The following is a 17,992-nucleotide window of genomic DNA, read 5'->3' on the forward strand; positions in this document are numbered from 1 at the left end:
AGCAGGTGATCCAATGCAGCTCGGCAAAGATACAGGCCTATCTCTCGGTTTTCTTGCAGGAACGACCCTGGGCAGCGGGATTGCGTTCTTGTTCCAATTTCAGGCGTATGAAGTGGTCGGCAGCGTTTCCTTTTTCGGCATCATTGGTGCCTTGTCCGGACTATGGACAGCGATTTTCTTACGCCAGCGCCAGCGTCAACACTAACAACCGAACCAAGAGGACACATAACCAAAGCCTGTTTCAGGGCATTTCAATTCGTAGAAAAATAAAAAAAGGTTCGAGAGATTGCAAAAGCAATCTTCGAACCTTTTTTCTTCGATGCGGTCGAGAGGACTCGAACCTCCACGGGGGGTTAGCCCACACGGACCTGAACCGTGCGCGTCTGCCAATTCCGCCACGACCGCATAATATGTATCTTTTCATCCTTGATGAAAAGCATCCGGTTAATCCATCTCTCGTTTCACCGTAATTAAGAGTATACAGGCTCTGGAAGAAGAATGCAATACTTTTTTATGAACTGAAATTGATAGGACATATGTCCTTTTATAGAAATTAAAAACCTCCTATCGTAAACATCACCAACTGCCCTCAAGGACAAACAACCTATGGATAGAGAGGAATATGAGCAAACCTATGAACATGACACCTGAAATTATTGAAGAAGGAAAACGACATATTCATTGGACAGAAATGCATATGCCCCTCCTCGCTGCACTAAAATCCCGATTTTCCAAAGAACGTCCCTTTGCTGGCCTTACCATTGGAATTTGTATTCACGTAGAGCCTAAGACGGCGGTTCTATGCCGAACCCTACAGGCTGGTGGAGCCAACGTTGTACTAACAGGAAGCCCAGGCACAACCAAGGATGCAGTTGCCGCTGCACTTATCGCCGAAGGCATTCCCGTGTATGGACAACGTTCAGATGAACGCCGTCAGCATATGCACAATATTCATCGCGTGCTTGAACACCAGCCGCATCTTCTCATGGATAATGGAGCCGATCTGGCTCGCACTCTCATTCAGCACTATGACCATAGTGCGCTCATTGGCGGAACAGAAGAAACCACGACAGGAGCCAATCTGCTGCGTGAAGAAACAGGGGCGGAAGTGACCTTCCCGATTATTGTCATTAATGATAGTCCTCTCAAACGCATCATGGAAAATGAACATGGCGTGGGTCAGACCATTATTGAAGGATTCATGCGCACCACGAATCTGATTCTGCCTACAAGACGCTTCGTTATCGTAGGATATGGTTCCTGTGGACGTGGGATTGCCCGATATCTGCGTAATCTAGGCAGCCAGGTTATTGTGGTTGAGACCGATCCTATCGCTGGACTCGAAGCTGCTCTGGATGGATTTCGCGTAGCTAAGCTGGAAGAAACGTTCGCTTTTGCCCAGGTTTACATCACGGTTACAGGTCGCCCGAGTGCCATCTCAATGGAACACTTTAATCAGATGAACGATGGTACGATTCTTGCCAACGCTGGACATTTCTCCTGGGAAATGGACCTGGACGGACTTCGGCAGGAAGCTGCACATACCGAACGTCTTACAACAGGTATCGAACAATTCACCCTTGCGAATGGCCGACGGCTCATGCTGCTTACCCAAGGTGAGATGCTTAATCTTGCAGGTGGAAGCGGAAATCCTGCCGAGACGATGGATCTGGGCTTGTCCCTTCAGGCTGCATCCCTGCTCTATATTGTTCAGCAGCGTCAGCATCTGGTAAATGGACCACAGCCTGTTCCTCATATCGTCAACTCGGAGATTGCAAGCCAGATGCTGTACCATTTGAGCGAGAAAGCTGTTTAGATTGACAAAAATGGTTCGATCAACAATGAAGGAGAATGGTTATGACTCAAACGAATCTTTGTTTTATCGGTGCCGGATTTCATGCAACGACCAATATCTACCCTTCTGCTGTAGAAGCAGGGGCTACCATCCAGGCCATCTCCACTCGCAGTATTGAACGTTCTCAAGCCGCTTTGCTGCGATATGGCAGCACAGGATCAGCATATGATAACGCAACTCTCATGCTGCAAAATGAAGACTGCAACAACGTTGTTGTGGTAGCTCAACCTCAGGATCAAACGTCTCTCGCCATGGAATGCATCAAGGCAGGCAAGAATGTCTATGTTGACAAACCCCTTGGCTGGACTGCCAGAGAAGCTGCAGAAATTGCAGATGCGGCCGAAAAGGCTGGCGTTGTACTAATGGTAGGATTTATGAAACGCTATGCGCCTATATATATGAAATTAAAGGAACTGATTGATGGTGGTTCGATGGGTAGAACGCGTTCATTTCAGATGAAATTTGCTGTTGACAGTACTCCATTTTGCAAGAATGAAGAACAGTTTATGAAACTCGCTGCCATCCACATGGTCGATCTGATGCGTTTCCTCTTCGGCGAAGTACAGCACGTGACGGGTACCACAGTCAAGGATGGGGAACATATTAATCAGAGCATCTCCCTGAAATTTGATAACGGTATTGTGGGCAGTGCCTACTTCGCAGGCATGAGTGCATGGTCACGCGAAAGCGAAAGCGTACTGGTTACATTCGATCATGGTTTTGCGTCAGCAGATGAAATGAATACACTTACCGTTCATCACTCTCGTACCTCAGACAGCCTCCCCTGGAAGGCTCTTGAAGAGCAGGATACGGTCTATACTCCTTCCAGCTCTCCCATGTCAGGCGCATACCGCGATCTCTACCTTCGTGGATTTGTAGGCGAGATGGCGCATTTCATGTCATGCTGCCACAATAATTCGCTTCCGCATTCAAGCGGCAAGGATAATGTCGGAACGATGGCCCTGTGTGATACCATCTTGTCTTCACTGGTCTAACAACTAAATGTTACTGTATTCCCTCAATCTTACACCAACCCGTTGTTTCGTATAACGAAACCGGGTTTTTCACTATACATTGCACCTTTTCTTTAATCCGGTATCCAGGGTTTATAATCCGAATCAGACATGGTATGCTTTGAAGACAATATACACACATTTTAGGTACGTAGTGCTTAAATTGATACTATACACATAGCTGACGGAGGTGCAGATAGATGAAAAAAATTTCAACCGAGACTTGCCCCAAACCCTATGGCTGCGCCGTAGAAGTTACACTTAGCGTTATTGGAGGAAAATGGAAAGGAGCCATCCTGTATCACTTGTTTTCGGGTTCCTTGCGATTCAATGAACTCCGAAAGTTATTTCCCGACATTACGCAGCGAATGCTCACCTTGCAATTAAGAGAATTGGAGAGCAGTGGGATTGTACACCGGGAAATCTACCCTCAAGTGCCACCCAAAGTGGAATACTCACTTACGCCATTTGGGGAAACACTCCGTCCGATCATATTCAGCATGCGGGACTGGGGAGAAACCTATACAAATGAAGTCGTCCAAGCCAAGTCACAGGAAGTATAGTGAACGCAAAAAAAGCTGATTCCTTCTCATAAGGGATCAGCTTTTTATAGTGTATTTCATAGGCGATCTTCCCGGCCTGTTTATGACCTTTCTACGGTCTGAATGGTCACGGTACGATTGCGCCCTTCTTCCTTCGCCTGATACAGAGCTGTGTCCGCGAGATGGAACAGCTCCGTCGCTGAAGATGAATGCAGCGGATATTCGGCAACCCCTGCCGATATCGTCACGGAGCGATCGATCGGCATGATACTCTCCTCAACCGTTACACGAATAAATTCAGCAATCTGATAGGCGGTTTCAGCTCTGGTATGGCGAAGCAGCACGACAAACTCCTCCCCGCCGAAGCGGGAACTCACATCCTGCGGCCGAACGGCCAACCTGATCAGACCTGCAATATGCTTCAGAACCTCGTCTCCAGCATGATGCCCGTAAGTATCGTTAATGGATTTGAAGCGGTCAATATCCAGAACAATAATCGAGAATGGCGTCTGTTCATCAATCCATTGCTGAATGACTTCTTCAAATGTTCTGCGGTTCGTCATGCCTGTCAGCACATCCGTTCTGGCATCATAGGTAAGCTGGTCCGTTTGCTTGCGAAAGTTCACCAATGCACCCAAAACCGTGCGGGTTAACAAATCGGCCTCCCTGTTCCAATGCGGTTTCATCGTTGGCAGGTCCACTTTGCCCTGATCCACTTGATTAACCAGATTGGCCAGATAGACAAATGGACTCGCCAGTTTACGCGCTACCCGAATGACAATCAGGGTCAGGAGGAGAAACGGAACGGAAGTATACAGCAATAACATGCGAATATGCTCATTTAACTGATCATACACCGTCTGAGTTGGAGATACGACCACGACGCCCCAATCGGTAGCAGGCACCTTCTGATACCCGGCAAGCGAATCTATGCCAGCCAGATTTTTATACTGCTCCTTACCGGTTTGATCATCCATCAGCTTTTGTACAATTTCATTTTTTCTGATGTCCTCACCAATTCTTTTGGTATCTGGATGAAATAAAAGCGTGCCCTTGGCATCGACAATAAAAAAATATGAACCATTGCTTGTCCTCAGCTGACTTCCAAAAGAGAGGTTCAGGATATTATTCTCCTGCAGATAGATGTTACCGCCAATAGTCCCCTTAAATTGTCCAGCTGCATCGAAGATCGGTTCACTGACAAAAACATTTCTGCGCTTCGTCCTTGGGGTCTGATAGGCTTCGGAAATATAGGGCGCCTTAAGCTCCATCGCTTTTTTGGCTGCCTCAGATGAAACATGCGCCCCGACGGATAAACCCGAATACGGCGACATGCTGCGTATCACACCCTTCTCATCCACAAGGGCTACAGAGTTAAAATAATTGCTGCTGCGTTGGATCAATTCCAGCGTCGAATCCAACTTTTCCGTATCTGAATAGTCCATCTGAGGAAAATAGTCTGCAGCATATTTCAAGCTGCTCTGCATGGACTGAAATAGCGAATCCAGTGTCTGACTCATTTGAGCTGCGCTTGAATAATTAAGAGACAAGGTATTGTCAATGAGAGACTGCTTCTGCGTTGTGTAAGACGAAATAAACATGATTGTTAAGGTCATCAGCACCGAAATGGTGACCAGCCCACTGAGCAAGGCAGGAAGGCTGATTTTTTTATAGGTTCTCGCTTTTCTTCGCCATCTGGATGCTTTTTTCTTTGCGATCATTAGTGCTTTCCCCCGGATTTTCATGAAAAGGCATATTCTCACTATTCTATACGAAAGTTGTTATGAATGTATTAATTTTGTATGAATATTTTACAGTTTCTTCAATTAAAATTGACAACTCCATGACAAGCTTTATAAATCAGGCGTCTGTCTTCTTCTCCAGAATCAAAGCTCGTCCTCGATGATGTATCCTTCCCCAGGCTCCTGTTCCACAAACCCAGCCATAGAGCGCGATTGGAAGTCAATAGGAGCATCGCTTCCCACCAGAATTCGATTCTGTATCTCATCCTGCGTTTCCGCAGGCAGTGCAAATGAACGTGTGTAATCAAACTGGTCAGCCATCGTTGCATATATCGCGTTTACAAGTCTGTCATTGCCCGCACGCCCAAATACATTCAACAGTACGCTTCCACCAGACCGCAGCTTGCTTTGAGCCATCGTAAAGAAAGATCTGGAGGTAAACTGCTTCGGCGTTCCTGCTGCGGTAAATGCATCGATAATAATATAATCATACGTTTCTGCTGGTTCCTGCTGCAGCAGCTCCCGGCCATCTCCCACCATGACTGCAGTGCCCTCATATCCAAATAGCGTCTTGCTTAATTCAACCACTTCCTCGTCCAACTCGGCGATCTTCACCTGGCGGTTTGACAGATAAGTCGAGAGCGTACCAATTCCGTGCCCTACTACAAAAACCTTTTCGTATTCAGGCGTATTGCGCTCCATTAGATGAACCATTGCCCTTGGGTATTCAAGCAGCATTCGTGAAGGCTCATCGAGATCCATGGCTCCCTGAACAGCCTCGTTCGAAAACTCCAAAACCCGGAAATGCCCCTTTTCCCCATAAAGCCTGGTTGTATCATATACGGTTAACGCATGCTGCTCACTCATATTCCGATATAAAACTCTCACGAGCTGTACTCCTCTCAAGTTCCATCCATTACATGCAAATAAACTATTTTTCATTATAACAATTCTCTATCGCCGTACTCCATAAAAATGAGAAAAAAACCGTTCACGGTTACCCGGAAACGGTTTTGAATGGCTTGAGATAAGCTCACAAATTTTAATAATGACCAAACCCGAATACGGGAGTGGAGCAGGTTCGCATATTTTTCAGGAAAATCCCAACTTGTCCGTACAGTCAGGACCCTATGGCCTCATGCAAAGCTTTGACATATTCCACACCCAGATTGGAAAGAGAGGTGCTTTTGTGGCTGATCCAGCCCACATTGATCGATTCCTCGCACTCCAGCGGAACAGGAATGATCTCATTTCCGTTCAAATCAGCGCTGAGAACACCTGTTGAAATGGTATACCCATTTAGACCAATCAGTAGGTTAAACAACGTCGCCCGGTCATTGACCTGGATGCTCTTGGGATGGGATAACGTACTCAGAATCTCTTCGGAAAAATGAAAAGAGTTGTACTCCCCTTGATCAAATGACAGGTAAGGGTAGTCCTTCAGCTGCTCAATCGCCACAGATGCTTGCTTAGCCAGAGGGTTCTTCACACTAATGAAGATGTGCGGTTTGGCTATAAAGAGGCTTGTGAAAACCAGACCGGCATCCTTTAACAATTTGTTAATCACCTTGGCATTGAACTCGTTCAAATACAGAATCCCAATTTCACTTCGCAGGCTCTTTACATCCTGGATAATTTCATATGTCTTTGTTTCCCGCAGTGCAAGCTCATATTCATCTTGACCATACTGCTGTACCAGACGTACAAAGGCATTCACGGCAAACGCATAATGCTGAGTTGATACCGAGAAATGCTGTGGAGAAGGCTTGGCATTCAAGTAACGATTCTCCAGCAATTCTGCCTGCTCCACGACCTGCCGGGCATAACTCAGAAATTCCACGCCTTCTTTGGACAGCGAGATTCCCTTGTTTGTACGTTCAAAAATGGTAATGCGCATCTCTTGTTCCAAATCCCGGATCGCGTTCGAAAGGCTCGGCTGAGAAATAAATAGCCGTTTGGCCGCTTCATTCATGGAGCCGCGCGTGGCAACTTCAATCACATATTTTAATTGTTGCAGAGTCAACGTGTTATTCCTCTTTTCGTATAGTTGGTTCTATTATATACCAAAAGAGTGTTCGCCTTAAACGAGACTTGCTGTTGGTCTGACGACAATTTCATTGACATCTACCTCAGCAGGTTGGCTAATTGCATACAAGATGCTCTGAGCAATGGCCGATGCCGGGATGGAAATACGCCGATAATCCTTCATGAAATCACGCGCTCCGACATCCGTGATCGTCTCGGCAAGCTCCGATTCGGTTACCCCTGGAGAAACAAGCGTTACCCGAATATCGCCACCCACTTCCAGACGTAAACCCTCCGTGATCGCGCGGACTGCGTATTTGGTTGCACAATAGACGGATGCTGTCGGTGTTACGGCATAGGCACCAATCGAAGCGATGTTAATAAATTGGCCAGCACCCTGCTTTCTCATGACAGGTAACCCCGCTGCTATCCCGTGTAGCACTCCCCGAATATTGACATCAATCATTCGATTCCATTCATCCACTTTTAAGGCTTCAAGAGGAGATAAAGGCATCAAACCCGCATTGTTGATAACCACATCCAGACGACCATAGCGGGTTAGCGCCAGATCTACAATACTCTGCATTTCTTCCAGCCGGGTTACATCGAGTGCCTGAACCTCTACGGATCCACCCTCAGAACGGATGGAAGATGCGAGTGCATGCAAACGTTCAACACGTCTAGCCCCAATAACCACGTGAGCCCCTTGCTGTGCCAGCAATCGAGCCGTCGCTTCTCCAATTCCGCTGCTAGCACCTGTAATGACAACGACTTTTCCTTTTACATTAAACATGTGAAATCCGCTCCTTTACCATTAGTTATTTTTATTTGTTTCTCTGTACAAAACCATGCCTGCGTGATATAAGATACCTTCTACAAAGTCTCCATCCGCTGTAAAACCCGTATCATCCACATATTCAATATGATCTCCTTCCACGACATAACGTCCTTGATATGCACTTTTCCTCTGACCTCTGGCTTCATCATATCGACCATTCGGGAGCAGTTCATGGCGGATATAACCATCCTTTGTCACCCACATGCCAACATAAGGGTGTCCATGTTCCGGTCTGTTACCTGATGGATTGTATTCCATTTCCCAACCTCCTTGCTGTTTTTCAAAAGCTTCAATTGCTTATCCTTATTATGTAAGAGATCACCTCACACCAGATAGAAGATTCCCCCAACAATCTTGCCTATTCCTCCAGAAGATTCTAGAATAAAATAAACCGATTCGAAAAAAGGAGGTTGTATGCTCCATGACTTCATCACTACATATGGATGAGGATGTCACGTTTCAGATGCAGGAATTGGCTCATCTTATCGGGCGTGTTACCCTCAAAGACGGAATTCATTCCACGGCTATCCCTGCACTCTCTTTGATTCGTGCCTCGGAGATATCTCAACCCATATATTCTGTTCAACAACCTGCTCTCTGCATTGTCGCTCAAGGATCTAAGTTAGTCATACTGGGCCGGGAGAGTTATACCTATGACGAGACACAATATTTGGTAGCTTCAGTAAACTTGCCTATTTCAGGACAAGTGGTTCAAGCTACTGCAGATAAGCCATATCTATGTATGCGACTTGATTTTGACTCTGGTCAGATTTTCGATCTGATACAAGACCCGACTGCTCTACAATTCAAACCGGACAACTCAACCCAGCGTGGATTATTTGTCAGCTCTAACAAGGTCCCGCTTCTTGAAGCCATCATCCGATTGGTTCGGCTGCTCGATACTCCAGAAGATATTCCAATACTCGCTCCCCTGATTATCCGTGAAATTTTATATCGAATTATTCAGGATGAACACGGACATTCAATAAAACAATTTGCCGTTCAAAACAGCCACGCACAGCACATCGCCAAGGTGATCGAAGTCATCCAATCCGAATATGACAAACCGCTGCGCGTGGACCAGCTTGCCGCCATGGTTAATATGAGTTCCTCCTCACTTCACTACCATTTCAAAGCCATCACCGCCATGAGCCCCATACAATTTCAAAAACAAATCCGGTTGCAGGAAGCCAGAAGTATGCTCATTGCCGGTTCAACTGATGCTGCCGATGCCGCATTTCAGGTTGGATACGAGAGCCCTTCCCAATTCAGCAGGGAATATGCCCGAATGTATGGTCTGCCACCAAAAAGCGATATCCAACGTCTTCGTCATGCGCTGCAAATTTGAGTGTTAATCGCAATCAAAAAGAACCCGCGTCGTCCAGACGTGGGTTCTCGGGTGTAATGAATGTTATTGGAATGGTGTCCATCAGGAGAACATGTTCTTTTTCTCAAAAACCGACATCTGATTCTCTCCAGTTATAGGACATTCATCAGGAAACAAGCTCCGCTTGTTCAGCTTCTCATCGATAAAATCAACGACCTGCTGCAGCGAGGCAATCTGCGCTTCTATTTTCATTCGATGGCTCACCAGCATCTCACGCTCTTCCGGGAATTCGTCCAGATTCGAATCCATCGACATGTGCAGGTAAGGCTTCATATCCTCCAGAGACATACCTGTCTTTTTTAGACAAGAAATGAGTTTCATGGTCCGAATATCCTCTTGACGGTATACACGGTGCCTGTTCGCCTTCCGATCTGCCCGCGGCAGAAGCTGAATCTTCTCATAATATCGAATCGTATCTTCCGATAATCCCGCCTTCTCCGCTGTTTCCTTAATGGAATATAGTGCCTCATTACTCATCCGCCTCAGCCTCCTTTGCCCTCATACCTTCATCTTACAACTTGGAGTCAGCTCCAAGTCAAGCCGGATTCAGTCCTACAACCAATCCACATGAACGTTCAAAATTCATTCGATCCGACCGCTTGACTTGGAGTCGACTCCAAATTATAGAATGAGCGCAGCATACAGATTCGTTCTGTAATTCCCAACATAATGGAGGTAACTATGAATAAACCAAACAAACTTCACACCGCGCTGATTACGGGCTCAACCTCAGGAATTGGCCTCGAGCTGACCCGCTCGTTATTGGCCGAAAGATGGCAGGTCATCGGCCTCAACCGTTCACCTTTTCCGGCAGAGCAAGGCGATATTCAACGTGCATTACGTTCAGGGCAGCTTCATTTGGTTCAGGCTAACCTGACTAACTACGAAAGTCTGAAAATCGCGCTCGATCAGATTAAACTCCAATTGGATACGATTGATGTCCTCTTTAATAACGCAGGGGGCAGTGCGGCAGAGCTTCGTTTTTCTGACCAAGGGCATGAAATGCACTTTGAACTTCAAACCATCGTTCCTTATATCATTTATATGGAGTTATATGATCTTATACGCAGGAGCACCTTCAAGACGGTTGTTAATACTTCAACGAGTGCATTCAGTATGGTCCGACAGTTCAACCTGGACATTCTGGAACGTCCAACCGAATTCAAAAAGCTGTTTGGTCCATATGCCACCTCGAAGCTTGGCCTCTCCTTATGGACACGCGAGGCGGCTGAGGCGGCGAAGTCAGATGGCATTCGTCTTCTGAGCGTAGATCCTGGAGGTAACAATACTTTACGCGGCAGCAAAAAATCCGGTTTGCCGTTTTACATCAAGCCTGTCATGAAACTGTTCTTCCCTCCTCCAAGTCACGGTGCTTCGTTACTGTATAGTGCCGCATTCTCACAGACCAATCACGAATCAGGTACGTTCCTGATAAAAAATAAACCGACTGAACTTCGTTTCAAAGAGCAAGGTCCCTTCATTTTGAAGCGGGTACATGAAATTTACGAGCAAGAGTTTCTATTTTCAATCCCTGCAGGAAGTGGAAATCAAAAAAGCGATTAACAACTGGACATATTGTACTTTGGCAAGTAACATTCTCCCCGTGTCACCACGGGGGTCCTCTCCATTCCAGTTTAGTTCCCTGTCAAATCACTCTTCCTCCAGGCCATCCATTAAACTACGAGTATCCAACTGCTCATAGAAACGAGTCAAATCCAGCACAAATCTCTTTAAAAATTCAAGCTCCATTTTGTTATATTCCCCCAGAAAACGGAGGAATTGATTTTCAATCTTTTCGTGCAGATCGGCATGAACGTGAAACAGCTTTTTGCCAGGTGAGGTTAACCGGAAATAAATCTCCTTTTTGTTGTCATTTAACTGTGTTTTTCGAAGCCATCCTTGCTTCAGCAGTTTATGGGCCACTTTGGAGGTGTTCCCTTTGCTGAGTTCCATTCGTTCAGCTATGGAAGTCAGATTAATGGGTTCGTGATCCCCAATACACGCAATCACATGCACATCCGTCATGTTCATAGCTGCGTCTGATGACAGAGTCTCGCGAATAATATTCATGAAGAATAGATTTTCCTGGTCATCCTTTTGTTCTTTTTGATGCAAAAGCTTAATAAACAATCCATAAATGTAACGCAGATCCGTCTGTTCCTGATCCATAGTTTCCCCAACCTTTTCTTCTCTCGGTCTATTATGCAAGCTAGGCTTGAATAACTTATATTATACACCGAAGTTTGTTTCAACGGAAACAATATAATCAGAATTAATACGATATATATCAACCTCCTGTTCCGTGACTACAGCAGGGTAAGCTTTTGTTCAGCGGAAGTGCGCGACTTGGGTTTCGGTGTTTTGTCGAAGTACCCCATATGCAGCACACCGACGATTCGCTCATCTGTCTTCACGCTCAAACCCTCGCAAAAAATGGGGGAATGAATGTATTCCATCGTGGACCAAATCATACCTAGTCCCCGTTCCCAGGCAAGTAGTTGAAAATTCTGAATAACGCAGCTTACTGCCGCATAGTCTTCTTCCTGCTTATGGTGATCCTTTTCATTCTTCATTACCACAATAAGGTGCGCAGGCATGCGGCTGATCTTATTTTTCAGCGCCTGCTGCAGTTTGCCGGGCATCAACTTCATCAATTTCATGTTTTGCACCGATTCCAGCATCAGACTGGCCACATGTTCTTTTGCTTCTGCACGCTCCGCGAGAATAAAACGCCAGGGTTCTCGCATGCCATGATTAGGTGCCCAGACCGCATCATTAAGCAATTCAACAATTAAGTCCGTGGACACCGGTTGTGCAGTAAAGCTGCGGATACTTCGTCGAGAGCGAATCGTATCGGCTATTGTCATATGAACTTCCTCATTTCCGAATAAGTATGTATACCGTTTTTTCATTTTTTTGTTTCATATGAAACAATATAAGGGTACTATGAAATGCGATGAACGTCAATCTTTATGTTTCAAGCCACAAACGAGCAAATGCCAGAAGCGTCCTCCTTCATGTCTTAAGAGTTTGTGGCACAGACAAGCCATGGGTCCCGTCTCCCCCCTGTCTTTCATAATATCCAGGCCCTGCTTCATAAATGTATGAATGACGACAAGGTATGCTTCAGCATGATCTGAACTGGAGGGATAGACGAATGACAAAAGGATCACAACCTAACGGTAAACCAACCATTGTTCCACAACCAATCCGAAGAGACGGGGCAGGCGGGCCGGATTTGGGTCCACGTGATGTCATGAGAGACCTTGAAAATCCGGATATGCTGGTTCCTCCAGCAACGGATGCAGGGCTGCTCCCCAATCTGAAAATGTCCTTTTCCGATACACATATGCAGTTAAACCATGGCGGATGGTCACGCGAGATTACAGTACGAGATCTGCCCATTGCCACGACTCTAGCTGGGGTCAACATGAGTTTGACTCCCGGCGGCGTACGGGAACTCCACTGGCACCAGCAATCCGAGTGGGCTTATATGATCTGGGGAACGGCAAGAATCACATCTGTGGATCAGGAGGGTCGGAATTTTATCGCTGATGTCGGACCTGGAGACCTGTGGTTCTTTCCCAAAGGCCTGCCCCATTCCATTCAGGGACTGGAGGAGGGCTGTGAATTTTTGCTTGTTTTTGATGATGGTTCCTTCTCCGATCTCAACACGTTATCCATTTCAGACTGGTTCGCGCACACCCCTGCAGAGGTATTGTCTGTCAATTTTGGAGTACCTGAATCTGCATTTCAGTCCAGGCCGACAGATCAGGTTTATATTTTTCAGGATCAGGTTCCTGGTTCACTCGCGAGTCAGGAGATTCCTTCACCCTATGGTACTGTCCCCTTTTCATTCAAACATCGCTTGCTGGCTCAGGAGCCGCTTATAACACCGGGAGGAAGTGTGCGCATAGTGGATTCCACCAACTTCCCTATCTCCACAACCGTCGCTGCTGCGCTGGTTGAGATTAAACCTGGTGGCATGCGTGAATTACACTGGCATCCGAATGCGGATGAATGGCAGTATTATCTCACGGGACAAGGAAGAATGACGGTGTTCGGCGGCAATGGTACGGCACGCACATTCAATTACAGAGCCGGAGATGTAGGGTATGTTCCAGTAGCCATGGGGCACTATGTTCAAAACACAGGCAGCGATACCTTATGGTTTTTGGAGATCTTCCGAAGTGACCGTTTTGAAGATATCTCATTGAACCAATGGATGGCACTTACACCTCGTGAACTTGTCCGCGACAATCTGAACGCGCCAACGGAGCTGCTTGATGCCCTGCGCAAAGTGAAATGGCCTGTCGTTTAATTTCATATGTACCTCTATCAAATTGCTCCAAACGGGGTAATTCTCAGAGAACTACCAAAACGATAGGAGGAATATGAAGATGAGAGCCGTTACTTTTCAAGGAACCAAGGATATTCAGGTGAAGCAGGTTGAAGATCCGAGATTGCAACAAAAGGATGACATTATCGTTCGTATTACTTCTACAGCCATATGTGGATCAGATCTTCATATTTATCAGGGGGCATTACCAGCTGAAAAGGATTATGTCATCGGTCATGAACCGATGGGGATCGTGGAGGAAGTTGGTCCTGAAGTGACACGCGTAAAAAAGGGGGACCGCGTGGTCCTGCCTTTTAACATTTCTTGTGGCGAATGCTTCTATTGCAACCATGACATGGAAAGCCAATGTGACAATTCCAACGGTAACCCGGATATTCACACCGGTGGTTATTTCGGATTTACGGAACGGTATGGCAATCACCCTGGTGGTCAGGCGGAATTCCTGCGTGTGCCTTACGGAAATTTCATGCCGTTTGTCATTCCGGAATCCTGTGAATTGGAAGACGAAGCCTTGCTGTTTCTATCCGATGTTCTTCCTACCGCCTACTGGAGTGTCGAAAATGCCGGCGTTAAACCTGGAGATACGGTAACCGTACTGGGTAGTGGGCCCATTGGCTTGATGACCCAGAAGTTCGCCTGGATGAAAGGCGCGAAGCGGGTTATCGCTGTTGACCGCCTTCCGTATCGCCTTGACAAAGCCAAGCGTATGAATGATGTGGAAACCTTCAATTTTGAAGCTTATGATGACATGGGTGCACATATCCGCGAGATTACGGGTGGCGGTACCGATGTGGTCATCGACTGTGTCGGCATGGACGGCAAAAAATCCACTTTGGAGGAAATCGGACAGAAGCTGAAGCTTCACGGTGGTGCCCTGAGTGCCATTGAAATTGGTATGAAAGCCGTACGCAAATTCGGTACATTCCAGCTTACAGGTGTGTACGGTTCGTCCTACAACATGTTCCCACTGGGCAGTATGTTTGAACGCAACATTAATCTTAAAATGGGACAGGCTCCTGTCATCCACTATATGCCTGAATTGTTCCGCAAGATTACAGCAGGTGAATTCGATCCGACCGAGATTGTCTCCCATCGCATTGCGCTGGAAAATGCCAGTGAGGCGTATCGGATCTTCAACGATCATGAAGACGAATGTACCAAAGTTGTGCTGAAACCTTAATGTAGGAGCATGAGCACAGCAATAAGGCAGATGCCCTTGTACAGGTCATCTGCCTTTTGTGTTGTTATTCATATGCCAGACAGGATGAAAAATGGTATCCTTGTTGCATCTCTTGAACTATCTAGCTTTCGAGGCTTGAATGAGTACACTTTCTCCCCCAAAGCTTGACAGCTTATTCGGTACTGCCTCTTCGAACCGGAAGAACTTTTTAATGACCGAAGGTGCACATAGCATGCTTGCTTCAAGCTCCCGTACATCCGCTTCAGGCAGTCCGGCACGCTTGCACCAATCTTCAAAGAGGAAGGTTTTCTCGAAGGAAACCATTGCTTCCACGCGATATTCCGCCACTTCCATCATTCGAATCCACTCCGACTTGCGCCATGCACGAACATGACTGGGATCGCGGCGCTTCTCTACTTCATTGTAGAATTGATCATATTCATCACGCTCCGGTGCCACGTTGTCTATCAGCAGCAGTCTTCCGCCTGGTTTCGTTACCCGGAACGCCTCCGTTAGAAAAGAAAAAACATCGGAAAAATGGTGCGCAGCAATCCTGCAGGTGACGATATCGAAGACATCATCTTCGAAGGGTAAATGCTCCGCATCTCCCGGTACAAAATTCACGTTCTGATGACCGCTCTCCCTAATAAAGCGTTCAGCTACCTGGAGCATCTCCTCTGTCAAATCCAAAGCCGTTACCTGCTTAACAAGAGGGGCCAGTGCACACGCAACGTGTCCTCCTCCCGTTGCTATATCAAGTACATGCATATCAGGACTTGCCCCAGATGAAGCCACCAGCACATCCAGATCCTTGCCCTTGGCATGCAGGGGACTGGTCACATACTTCTCGGCATTTTTGCCGAATTGCTGCTGCACTTGTCCTTTCATTCCGTCATGAGTCATACTGCTTCCTCCTTGCCTAATGTTCCGATAGATGAAACATCGTTTCAAAAGTTAAATTATTGTAACTATTTTAGCACAGATCAGGGCCAAGCGAAAATATAAAAAGCATTCCCTGAATGAAGCCACTCAGGAAATGCCTTGGTATTGTTACATTAGAACACTGCTTATTTTACAACCGTTGGTGACTTTTTCCACAATCCCAATACCAGACCTGAGATTACTGCACCAATCGCAACGGCCAGCAGGAACAACAGAGCATGGTTAGCCAGTGCTGCTACGAAAATTCCTCCGTGCGGAGCTGGTACGTTAATGCTCCAGAGCTGTGTTAGTCCACCTGCAACCGCCGAACCAATGATACAGGATGTCAGTACACGCAGCGGGTCTGCCGCAGCGAATGGAATGGCACCTTCAGTAATGAAGGATAATCCGAGTACATAGTTCGTTAAGCCGGATTTGCGTTCTTGTTCCGTGAATTTGGACTTAAAGAACGTGGAAGCCAGAGCGATGGCCAGAGGTGGCACCATCCCGCCTGCCATTACGGCAGCCATCCAGGCACCGTCCGTGTTGCCGCTTGATGTGAATACACCAATGGCAAATGTATACGCTGCTTTGTTGAACGGTCCACCCATATCAATGGACATCATGCCGCCAAGCAATAATCCAAGCAATACAGCATTTCCTGTTCCGAGATTTCCAAGTGCATCTACAAGCCACGTGTTAAGCGAGCCAAAGATCGGATCGAAGACATAGTAACTGATTGCACCAACAATGAGCAATCCGAGTACAGGATACAGCAGAATGGGTTTCAGACCGTCAATGGCTTTAGGCAAGCCTCTGAGCAGCTTACGCAAACCGATAACAACATAACCAGCAAGGAAACCGGCTGCAAGTCCGCCAAGGAAACCAGCATTGGAGTTCACGGCCATCAATCCACCAACCATACCTGGCATCAGGGCTGGACGGTCACCAATACTCATTGCGATAAATCCGGCCAGTACCGGAATGAGGAAATGGAATGCACCCGTTCCGCCGCCAATCGTCTGCAGCAGCTGGAAGAGAGGATTATCCTCGCCCGCAAGCTGTTCGATCAGGAACGAAATCGCAAGGAGGATTCCTCCACCCACGACAAACGGAAGCATATGTGAAATACCGTTCATCAGATCCTTGTAAATCTTGCTGCCTACGCTCATTTTGCTCGCACTCGCTCCGTCTTCCTTCACATTGCTGCCGCCTTGGCTGCGATAGATCGGAGCATCTCCATTCACCGCTTTGCGAATCAGCTCTTCAGACTTACGAATTCCGTCGCTTACCGGTCTTTGCAGTACCGGCTTGCCGTCAAATCGGGCCATCTCCACATTTTTATCTGCCGCGACGATAACCCCTTTGGCACGAGCAATCTCATCTGCGGTCAAAACGTTCTGTGCTCCCTCGGAACCATTGGTCTCTACGCGGATATTAATGCCCATTTCCTGAGCTTTCTTCTTGAGTGCATCCTCAGCCATGAAGGTATGTGCAATTCCCGTTGGACATGCTGTAACAGCTACGACGAAATCTTCTGAATTCTCATTACCTACAATGACGCCAGGAGTTTGCTGCGGTGCAGAATCTGCTTCACTTGCGGCTTTTGCAGCCTTTTCGGCTTTCGCTTTCTCCTTGGCAGCTTCTTTCTCCGCTGCTTCCTCCTGCTTCGCATCAAATAATGCACTTACTTCTGCAGGCGTATCTGTACTCATCAGTTGAGCAATGAAATCGCTATCAATCAGCAGCCTGGAAAGAGCAGCGAGTGTGCGAAGATGGGTATTACCTGCACCTTCAGGAGCAGCAATCATGAAAAAGATATGAGCCGGCTCATCATCAAGCGCTGCAAAATCCAATCCATTTTTGCTTTTTGCAAATACTACAGTTGGTTCATTCACTGCAGATGTCTTCGCATGGGGCATGGCAATACCGCCGCCAATTCCTGTGCTGGACTCTGCTTCCCTTTTATAGATCATTTCCTTAAACAGAACTGGATCGTTAATGCGTCCACTTTTGTTCAGACTTGCAATGAGTTCATCAATTGCTTCATCTTTGGTTGTGGCTTGCAGGTCCATGATCATCGTTTCCTGGATCATCAGGTCTGTTATTCTCATCTGTTACACTCCCCT

Annotated in this window: 18 protein-coding genes and 1 tRNA gene; 8 read left to right on the forward strand and 11 right to left on the reverse strand. The window is 46.8% G+C overall.

The features are described from left to right. The first annotated feature begins 13 nt into the window (after positions 1-13). Positions 14-205 carry a hypothetical protein gene (locus ABIC22_RS29565; RefSeq protein ID WP_095358960.1) on the forward strand — a complete coding sequence of 64 codons (192 nt, stop codon included), beginning with the start codon at positions 14-16 and terminating at the stop codon, positions 203-205. 115 nt (positions 206-320) lie between these two features. Here the strand turns inward: ABIC22_RS29565 and ABIC22_RS29570 are convergent. Next, positions 321-405: transfer RNA gene (locus ABIC22_RS29570), tRNA-Leu, on the reverse strand. Between the two features lie 217 nt (positions 406-622). Between ABIC22_RS29570 and ABIC22_RS29575 the strand changes: the two genes are divergently transcribed. The 3 genes from ABIC22_RS29575 (at position 623) to ABIC22_RS29585 (ending at position 3,431) form a co-directional block, all read left to right on the forward strand. Next, positions 623-1,816 (forward strand): adenosylhomocysteinase, encoded by a 1,194-nt coding sequence (locus ABIC22_RS29575; RefSeq protein WP_354485667.1) that lies wholly within the window; start codon positions 623-625, stop codon positions 1,814-1,816. Positions 1,817-1,857: 41 nt separating this feature from the next. Continuing rightward, on the forward strand, positions 1,858-2,850 hold the full coding sequence (locus tag ABIC22_RS29580) for a Gfo/Idh/MocA family protein (protein ID WP_354485669.1): 993 nt from the start codon (positions 1,858-1,860) through the stop codon (positions 2,848-2,850). Between the two features lie 218 nt (positions 2,851-3,068). Beyond that, complete coding sequence (locus tag ABIC22_RS29585; RefSeq protein ID WP_095288069.1) at positions 3,069-3,431, forward strand: winged helix-turn-helix transcriptional regulator; 363 nt, start codon at positions 3,069-3,071, stop codon at positions 3,429-3,431. Between the two features lie 80 nt (positions 3,432-3,511). Here the strand turns inward: ABIC22_RS29585 and ABIC22_RS29590 are convergent, their stop codons facing one another. The 5 genes from ABIC22_RS29590 to ABIC22_RS29610 all read right to left on the reverse strand — a co-directional run bounded on the left by ABIC22_RS29590 (position 3,512) and on the right by ABIC22_RS29610 (position 8,273). Next, positions 3,512-5,131, reverse strand: a complete 1,620-nt coding sequence (locus ABIC22_RS29590; protein ID WP_354485671.1) for a sensor domain-containing diguanylate cyclase — start codon at positions 5,129-5,131, stop codon at positions 3,512-3,514. A gap of 165 nt (positions 5,132-5,296) precedes the next feature. After that, complete coding sequence (locus tag ABIC22_RS29595) at positions 5,297-6,040, reverse strand: spermidine synthase (RefSeq protein WP_246058084.1); 744 nt, start codon at positions 6,038-6,040, stop codon at positions 5,297-5,299. A 232-nt stretch (positions 6,041-6,272) separates the two neighbouring features. Further along, positions 6,273-7,175 carry a LysR family transcriptional regulator gene (locus ABIC22_RS29600; RefSeq protein WP_127536487.1) on the reverse strand — a complete coding sequence of 301 codons (903 nt, stop codon included), beginning with the start codon at positions 7,173-7,175 and terminating at the stop codon, positions 6,273-6,275. Between the two features lie 57 nt (positions 7,176-7,232). Then, on the reverse strand, positions 7,233-7,970 hold the full coding sequence (locus ABIC22_RS29605) for an SDR family oxidoreductase (RefSeq protein ID WP_127536488.1): 738 nt from the start codon (positions 7,968-7,970) through the stop codon (positions 7,233-7,235). Positions 7,971-7,991: 21 nt separating this feature from the next. Next, positions 7,992-8,273 carry an Atu4866 domain-containing protein gene (locus ABIC22_RS29610; RefSeq protein ID WP_354485674.1) on the reverse strand — a complete coding sequence of 94 codons (282 nt, stop codon included), beginning with the start codon at positions 8,271-8,273 and terminating at the stop codon, positions 7,992-7,994. A gap of 163 nt (positions 8,274-8,436) precedes the next feature. Between ABIC22_RS29610 and ABIC22_RS29615 the strand changes: the two genes are divergently transcribed. Continuing rightward, a complete protein-coding gene (locus tag ABIC22_RS29615) occupies positions 8,437-9,363 on the forward strand; it encodes an AraC family transcriptional regulator (protein ID WP_354485676.1) in 927 nt (308 codons plus the stop codon). 81 nt (positions 9,364-9,444) lie between these two features. Here the strand turns inward: ABIC22_RS29615 and ABIC22_RS29620 are convergent, their stop codons facing one another. Beyond that, the gene (locus tag ABIC22_RS29620; RefSeq protein WP_127536491.1) at positions 9,445-9,879 is read right to left on the reverse strand and encodes a MerR family transcriptional regulator; all 435 of its coding nucleotides are present in this window, start codon (positions 9,877-9,879) and stop codon (positions 9,445-9,447) included. 204 nt (positions 9,880-10,083) lie between these two features. On the opposite strand from ABIC22_RS29620, the gene ABIC22_RS29625 reads away from it, so the two are divergent. Next, the gene (locus ABIC22_RS29625; RefSeq protein ID WP_354485679.1) at positions 10,084-10,965 is read left to right on the forward strand and encodes an SDR family NAD(P)-dependent oxidoreductase; all 882 of its coding nucleotides are present in this window, start codon (positions 10,084-10,086) and stop codon (positions 10,963-10,965) included. Positions 10,966-11,052: 87 nt separating this feature from the next. Here ABIC22_RS29625 and ABIC22_RS29630 read toward each other — a convergent pair whose 3' ends face one another. Together ABIC22_RS29630 and ABIC22_RS29635 are read right to left on the reverse strand one after the other, a co-directional pair. Continuing rightward, on the reverse strand, positions 11,053-11,571 hold the full coding sequence (locus ABIC22_RS29630) for a MarR family transcriptional regulator (RefSeq protein WP_354485681.1): 519 nt from the start codon (positions 11,569-11,571) through the stop codon (positions 11,053-11,055). Positions 11,572-11,708: 137 nt separating this feature from the next. Next, entirely contained in the window at positions 11,709-12,269 is a 561-nt protein-coding gene (locus tag ABIC22_RS29635; protein ID WP_127536494.1) for a nitroreductase family protein, read from the reverse strand. A gap of 290 nt (positions 12,270-12,559) precedes the next feature. Between ABIC22_RS29635 and ABIC22_RS29640 the strand changes: the two genes are divergently transcribed. Beyond that, positions 12,560-13,723 (forward strand): oxalate decarboxylase family bicupin, encoded by a 1,164-nt coding sequence (locus ABIC22_RS29640; RefSeq protein ID WP_110759596.1) that lies wholly within the window; start codon positions 12,560-12,562, stop codon positions 13,721-13,723. Positions 13,724-13,802: 79 nt separating this feature from the next. Beyond that, complete coding sequence (locus ABIC22_RS29645) at positions 13,803-14,942, forward strand: zinc-dependent alcohol dehydrogenase (protein WP_354485683.1); 1,140 nt, start codon at positions 13,803-13,805, stop codon at positions 14,940-14,942. 117 nt (positions 14,943-15,059) lie between these two features. On the opposite strand, the gene ABIC22_RS29650 is transcribed toward ABIC22_RS29645, so the two are convergent. Together ABIC22_RS29650 and ABIC22_RS29655 are read right to left on the reverse strand one after the other, a co-directional pair. After that, the gene (locus ABIC22_RS29650; protein WP_354485685.1) at positions 15,060-15,845 is read right to left on the reverse strand and encodes a class I SAM-dependent methyltransferase; all 786 of its coding nucleotides are present in this window, start codon (positions 15,843-15,845) and stop codon (positions 15,060-15,062) included. Between the two features lie 164 nt (positions 15,846-16,009). Next, on the reverse strand, positions 16,010-17,977 hold the full coding sequence (locus ABIC22_RS29655) for a PTS fructose transporter subunit IIABC (protein ID WP_354485687.1): 1,968 nt from the start codon (positions 17,975-17,977) through the stop codon (positions 16,010-16,012). Positions 17,978-17,992 lie beyond the last annotated feature (15 nt).

The sequence above is a fragment of the Paenibacillus sp. PvP094 genome (assembly GCF_040546835.1).
GTDB classification, from domain to species: Bacteria; Bacillota; Bacilli; order Paenibacillales; family Paenibacillaceae; genus Paenibacillus; species Paenibacillus illinoisensis.

Excerpts from the sequence above, each read along its gene's own strand:
- ABIC22_RS29565 (WP_095358960.1), top strand. The coding sequence starts at position 14 with ATGCAGCTCGGCAAAGATACAGGCCTATCTCTCGGTTTTCTTGCAGGA.
- ABIC22_RS29575 (WP_354485667.1), top strand. The coding sequence starts at position 623 with ATGAGCAAACCTATGAACATGACACCTGAAATTATTGAAGAAGGAAAA.
- ABIC22_RS29580 (WP_354485669.1), top strand. The coding sequence starts at position 1,858 with ATGACTCAAACGAATCTTTGTTTTATCGGTGCCGGATTTCATGCAACG.
- ABIC22_RS29585 (WP_095288069.1), top strand. The coding sequence starts at position 3,069 with ATGAAAAAAATTTCAACCGAGACTTGCCCCAAACCCTATGGCTGCGCC.
- ABIC22_RS29590 (WP_354485671.1), bottom strand. The coding sequence starts at position 5,131 with ATGATCGCAAAGAAAAAAGCATCCAGATGGCGAAGAAAAGCGAGAACC.
- ABIC22_RS29605 (WP_127536488.1), bottom strand. The coding sequence starts at position 7,970 with ATGTTTAATGTAAAAGGAAAAGTCGTTGTCATTACAGGTGCTAGCAGC.
- ABIC22_RS29610 (WP_354485674.1), bottom strand. The coding sequence starts at position 8,273 with ATGGAATACAATCCATCAGGTAACAGACCGGAACATGGACACCCTTAT.
- ABIC22_RS29615 (WP_354485676.1), top strand. The coding sequence starts at position 8,437 with ATGACTTCATCACTACATATGGATGAGGATGTCACGTTTCAGATGCAG.
- ABIC22_RS29620 (WP_127536491.1), bottom strand. The coding sequence starts at position 9,879 with ATGAGTAATGAGGCACTATATTCCATTAAGGAAACAGCGGAGAAGGCG.
- ABIC22_RS29625 (WP_354485679.1), top strand. The coding sequence starts at position 10,084 with ATGAATAAACCAAACAAACTTCACACCGCGCTGATTACGGGCTCAACC.
- ABIC22_RS29630 (WP_354485681.1), bottom strand. The coding sequence starts at position 11,571 with ATGGATCAGGAACAGACGGATCTGCGTTACATTTATGGATTGTTTATT.
- ABIC22_RS29635 (WP_127536494.1), bottom strand. The coding sequence starts at position 12,269 with ATGACAATAGCCGATACGATTCGCTCTCGACGAAGTATCCGCAGCTTT.
- ABIC22_RS29640 (WP_110759596.1), top strand. The coding sequence starts at position 12,560 with ATGACAAAAGGATCACAACCTAACGGTAAACCAACCATTGTTCCACAA.
- ABIC22_RS29645 (WP_354485683.1), top strand. The coding sequence starts at position 13,803 with ATGAGAGCCGTTACTTTTCAAGGAACCAAGGATATTCAGGTGAAGCAG.
- ABIC22_RS29650 (WP_354485685.1), bottom strand. The coding sequence starts at position 15,845 with ATGACTCATGACGGAATGAAAGGACAAGTGCAGCAGCAATTCGGCAAA.
- ABIC22_RS29655 (WP_354485687.1), bottom strand. The coding sequence starts at position 17,977 with ATGAGAATAACAGACCTGATGATCCAGGAAACGATGATCATGGACCTG.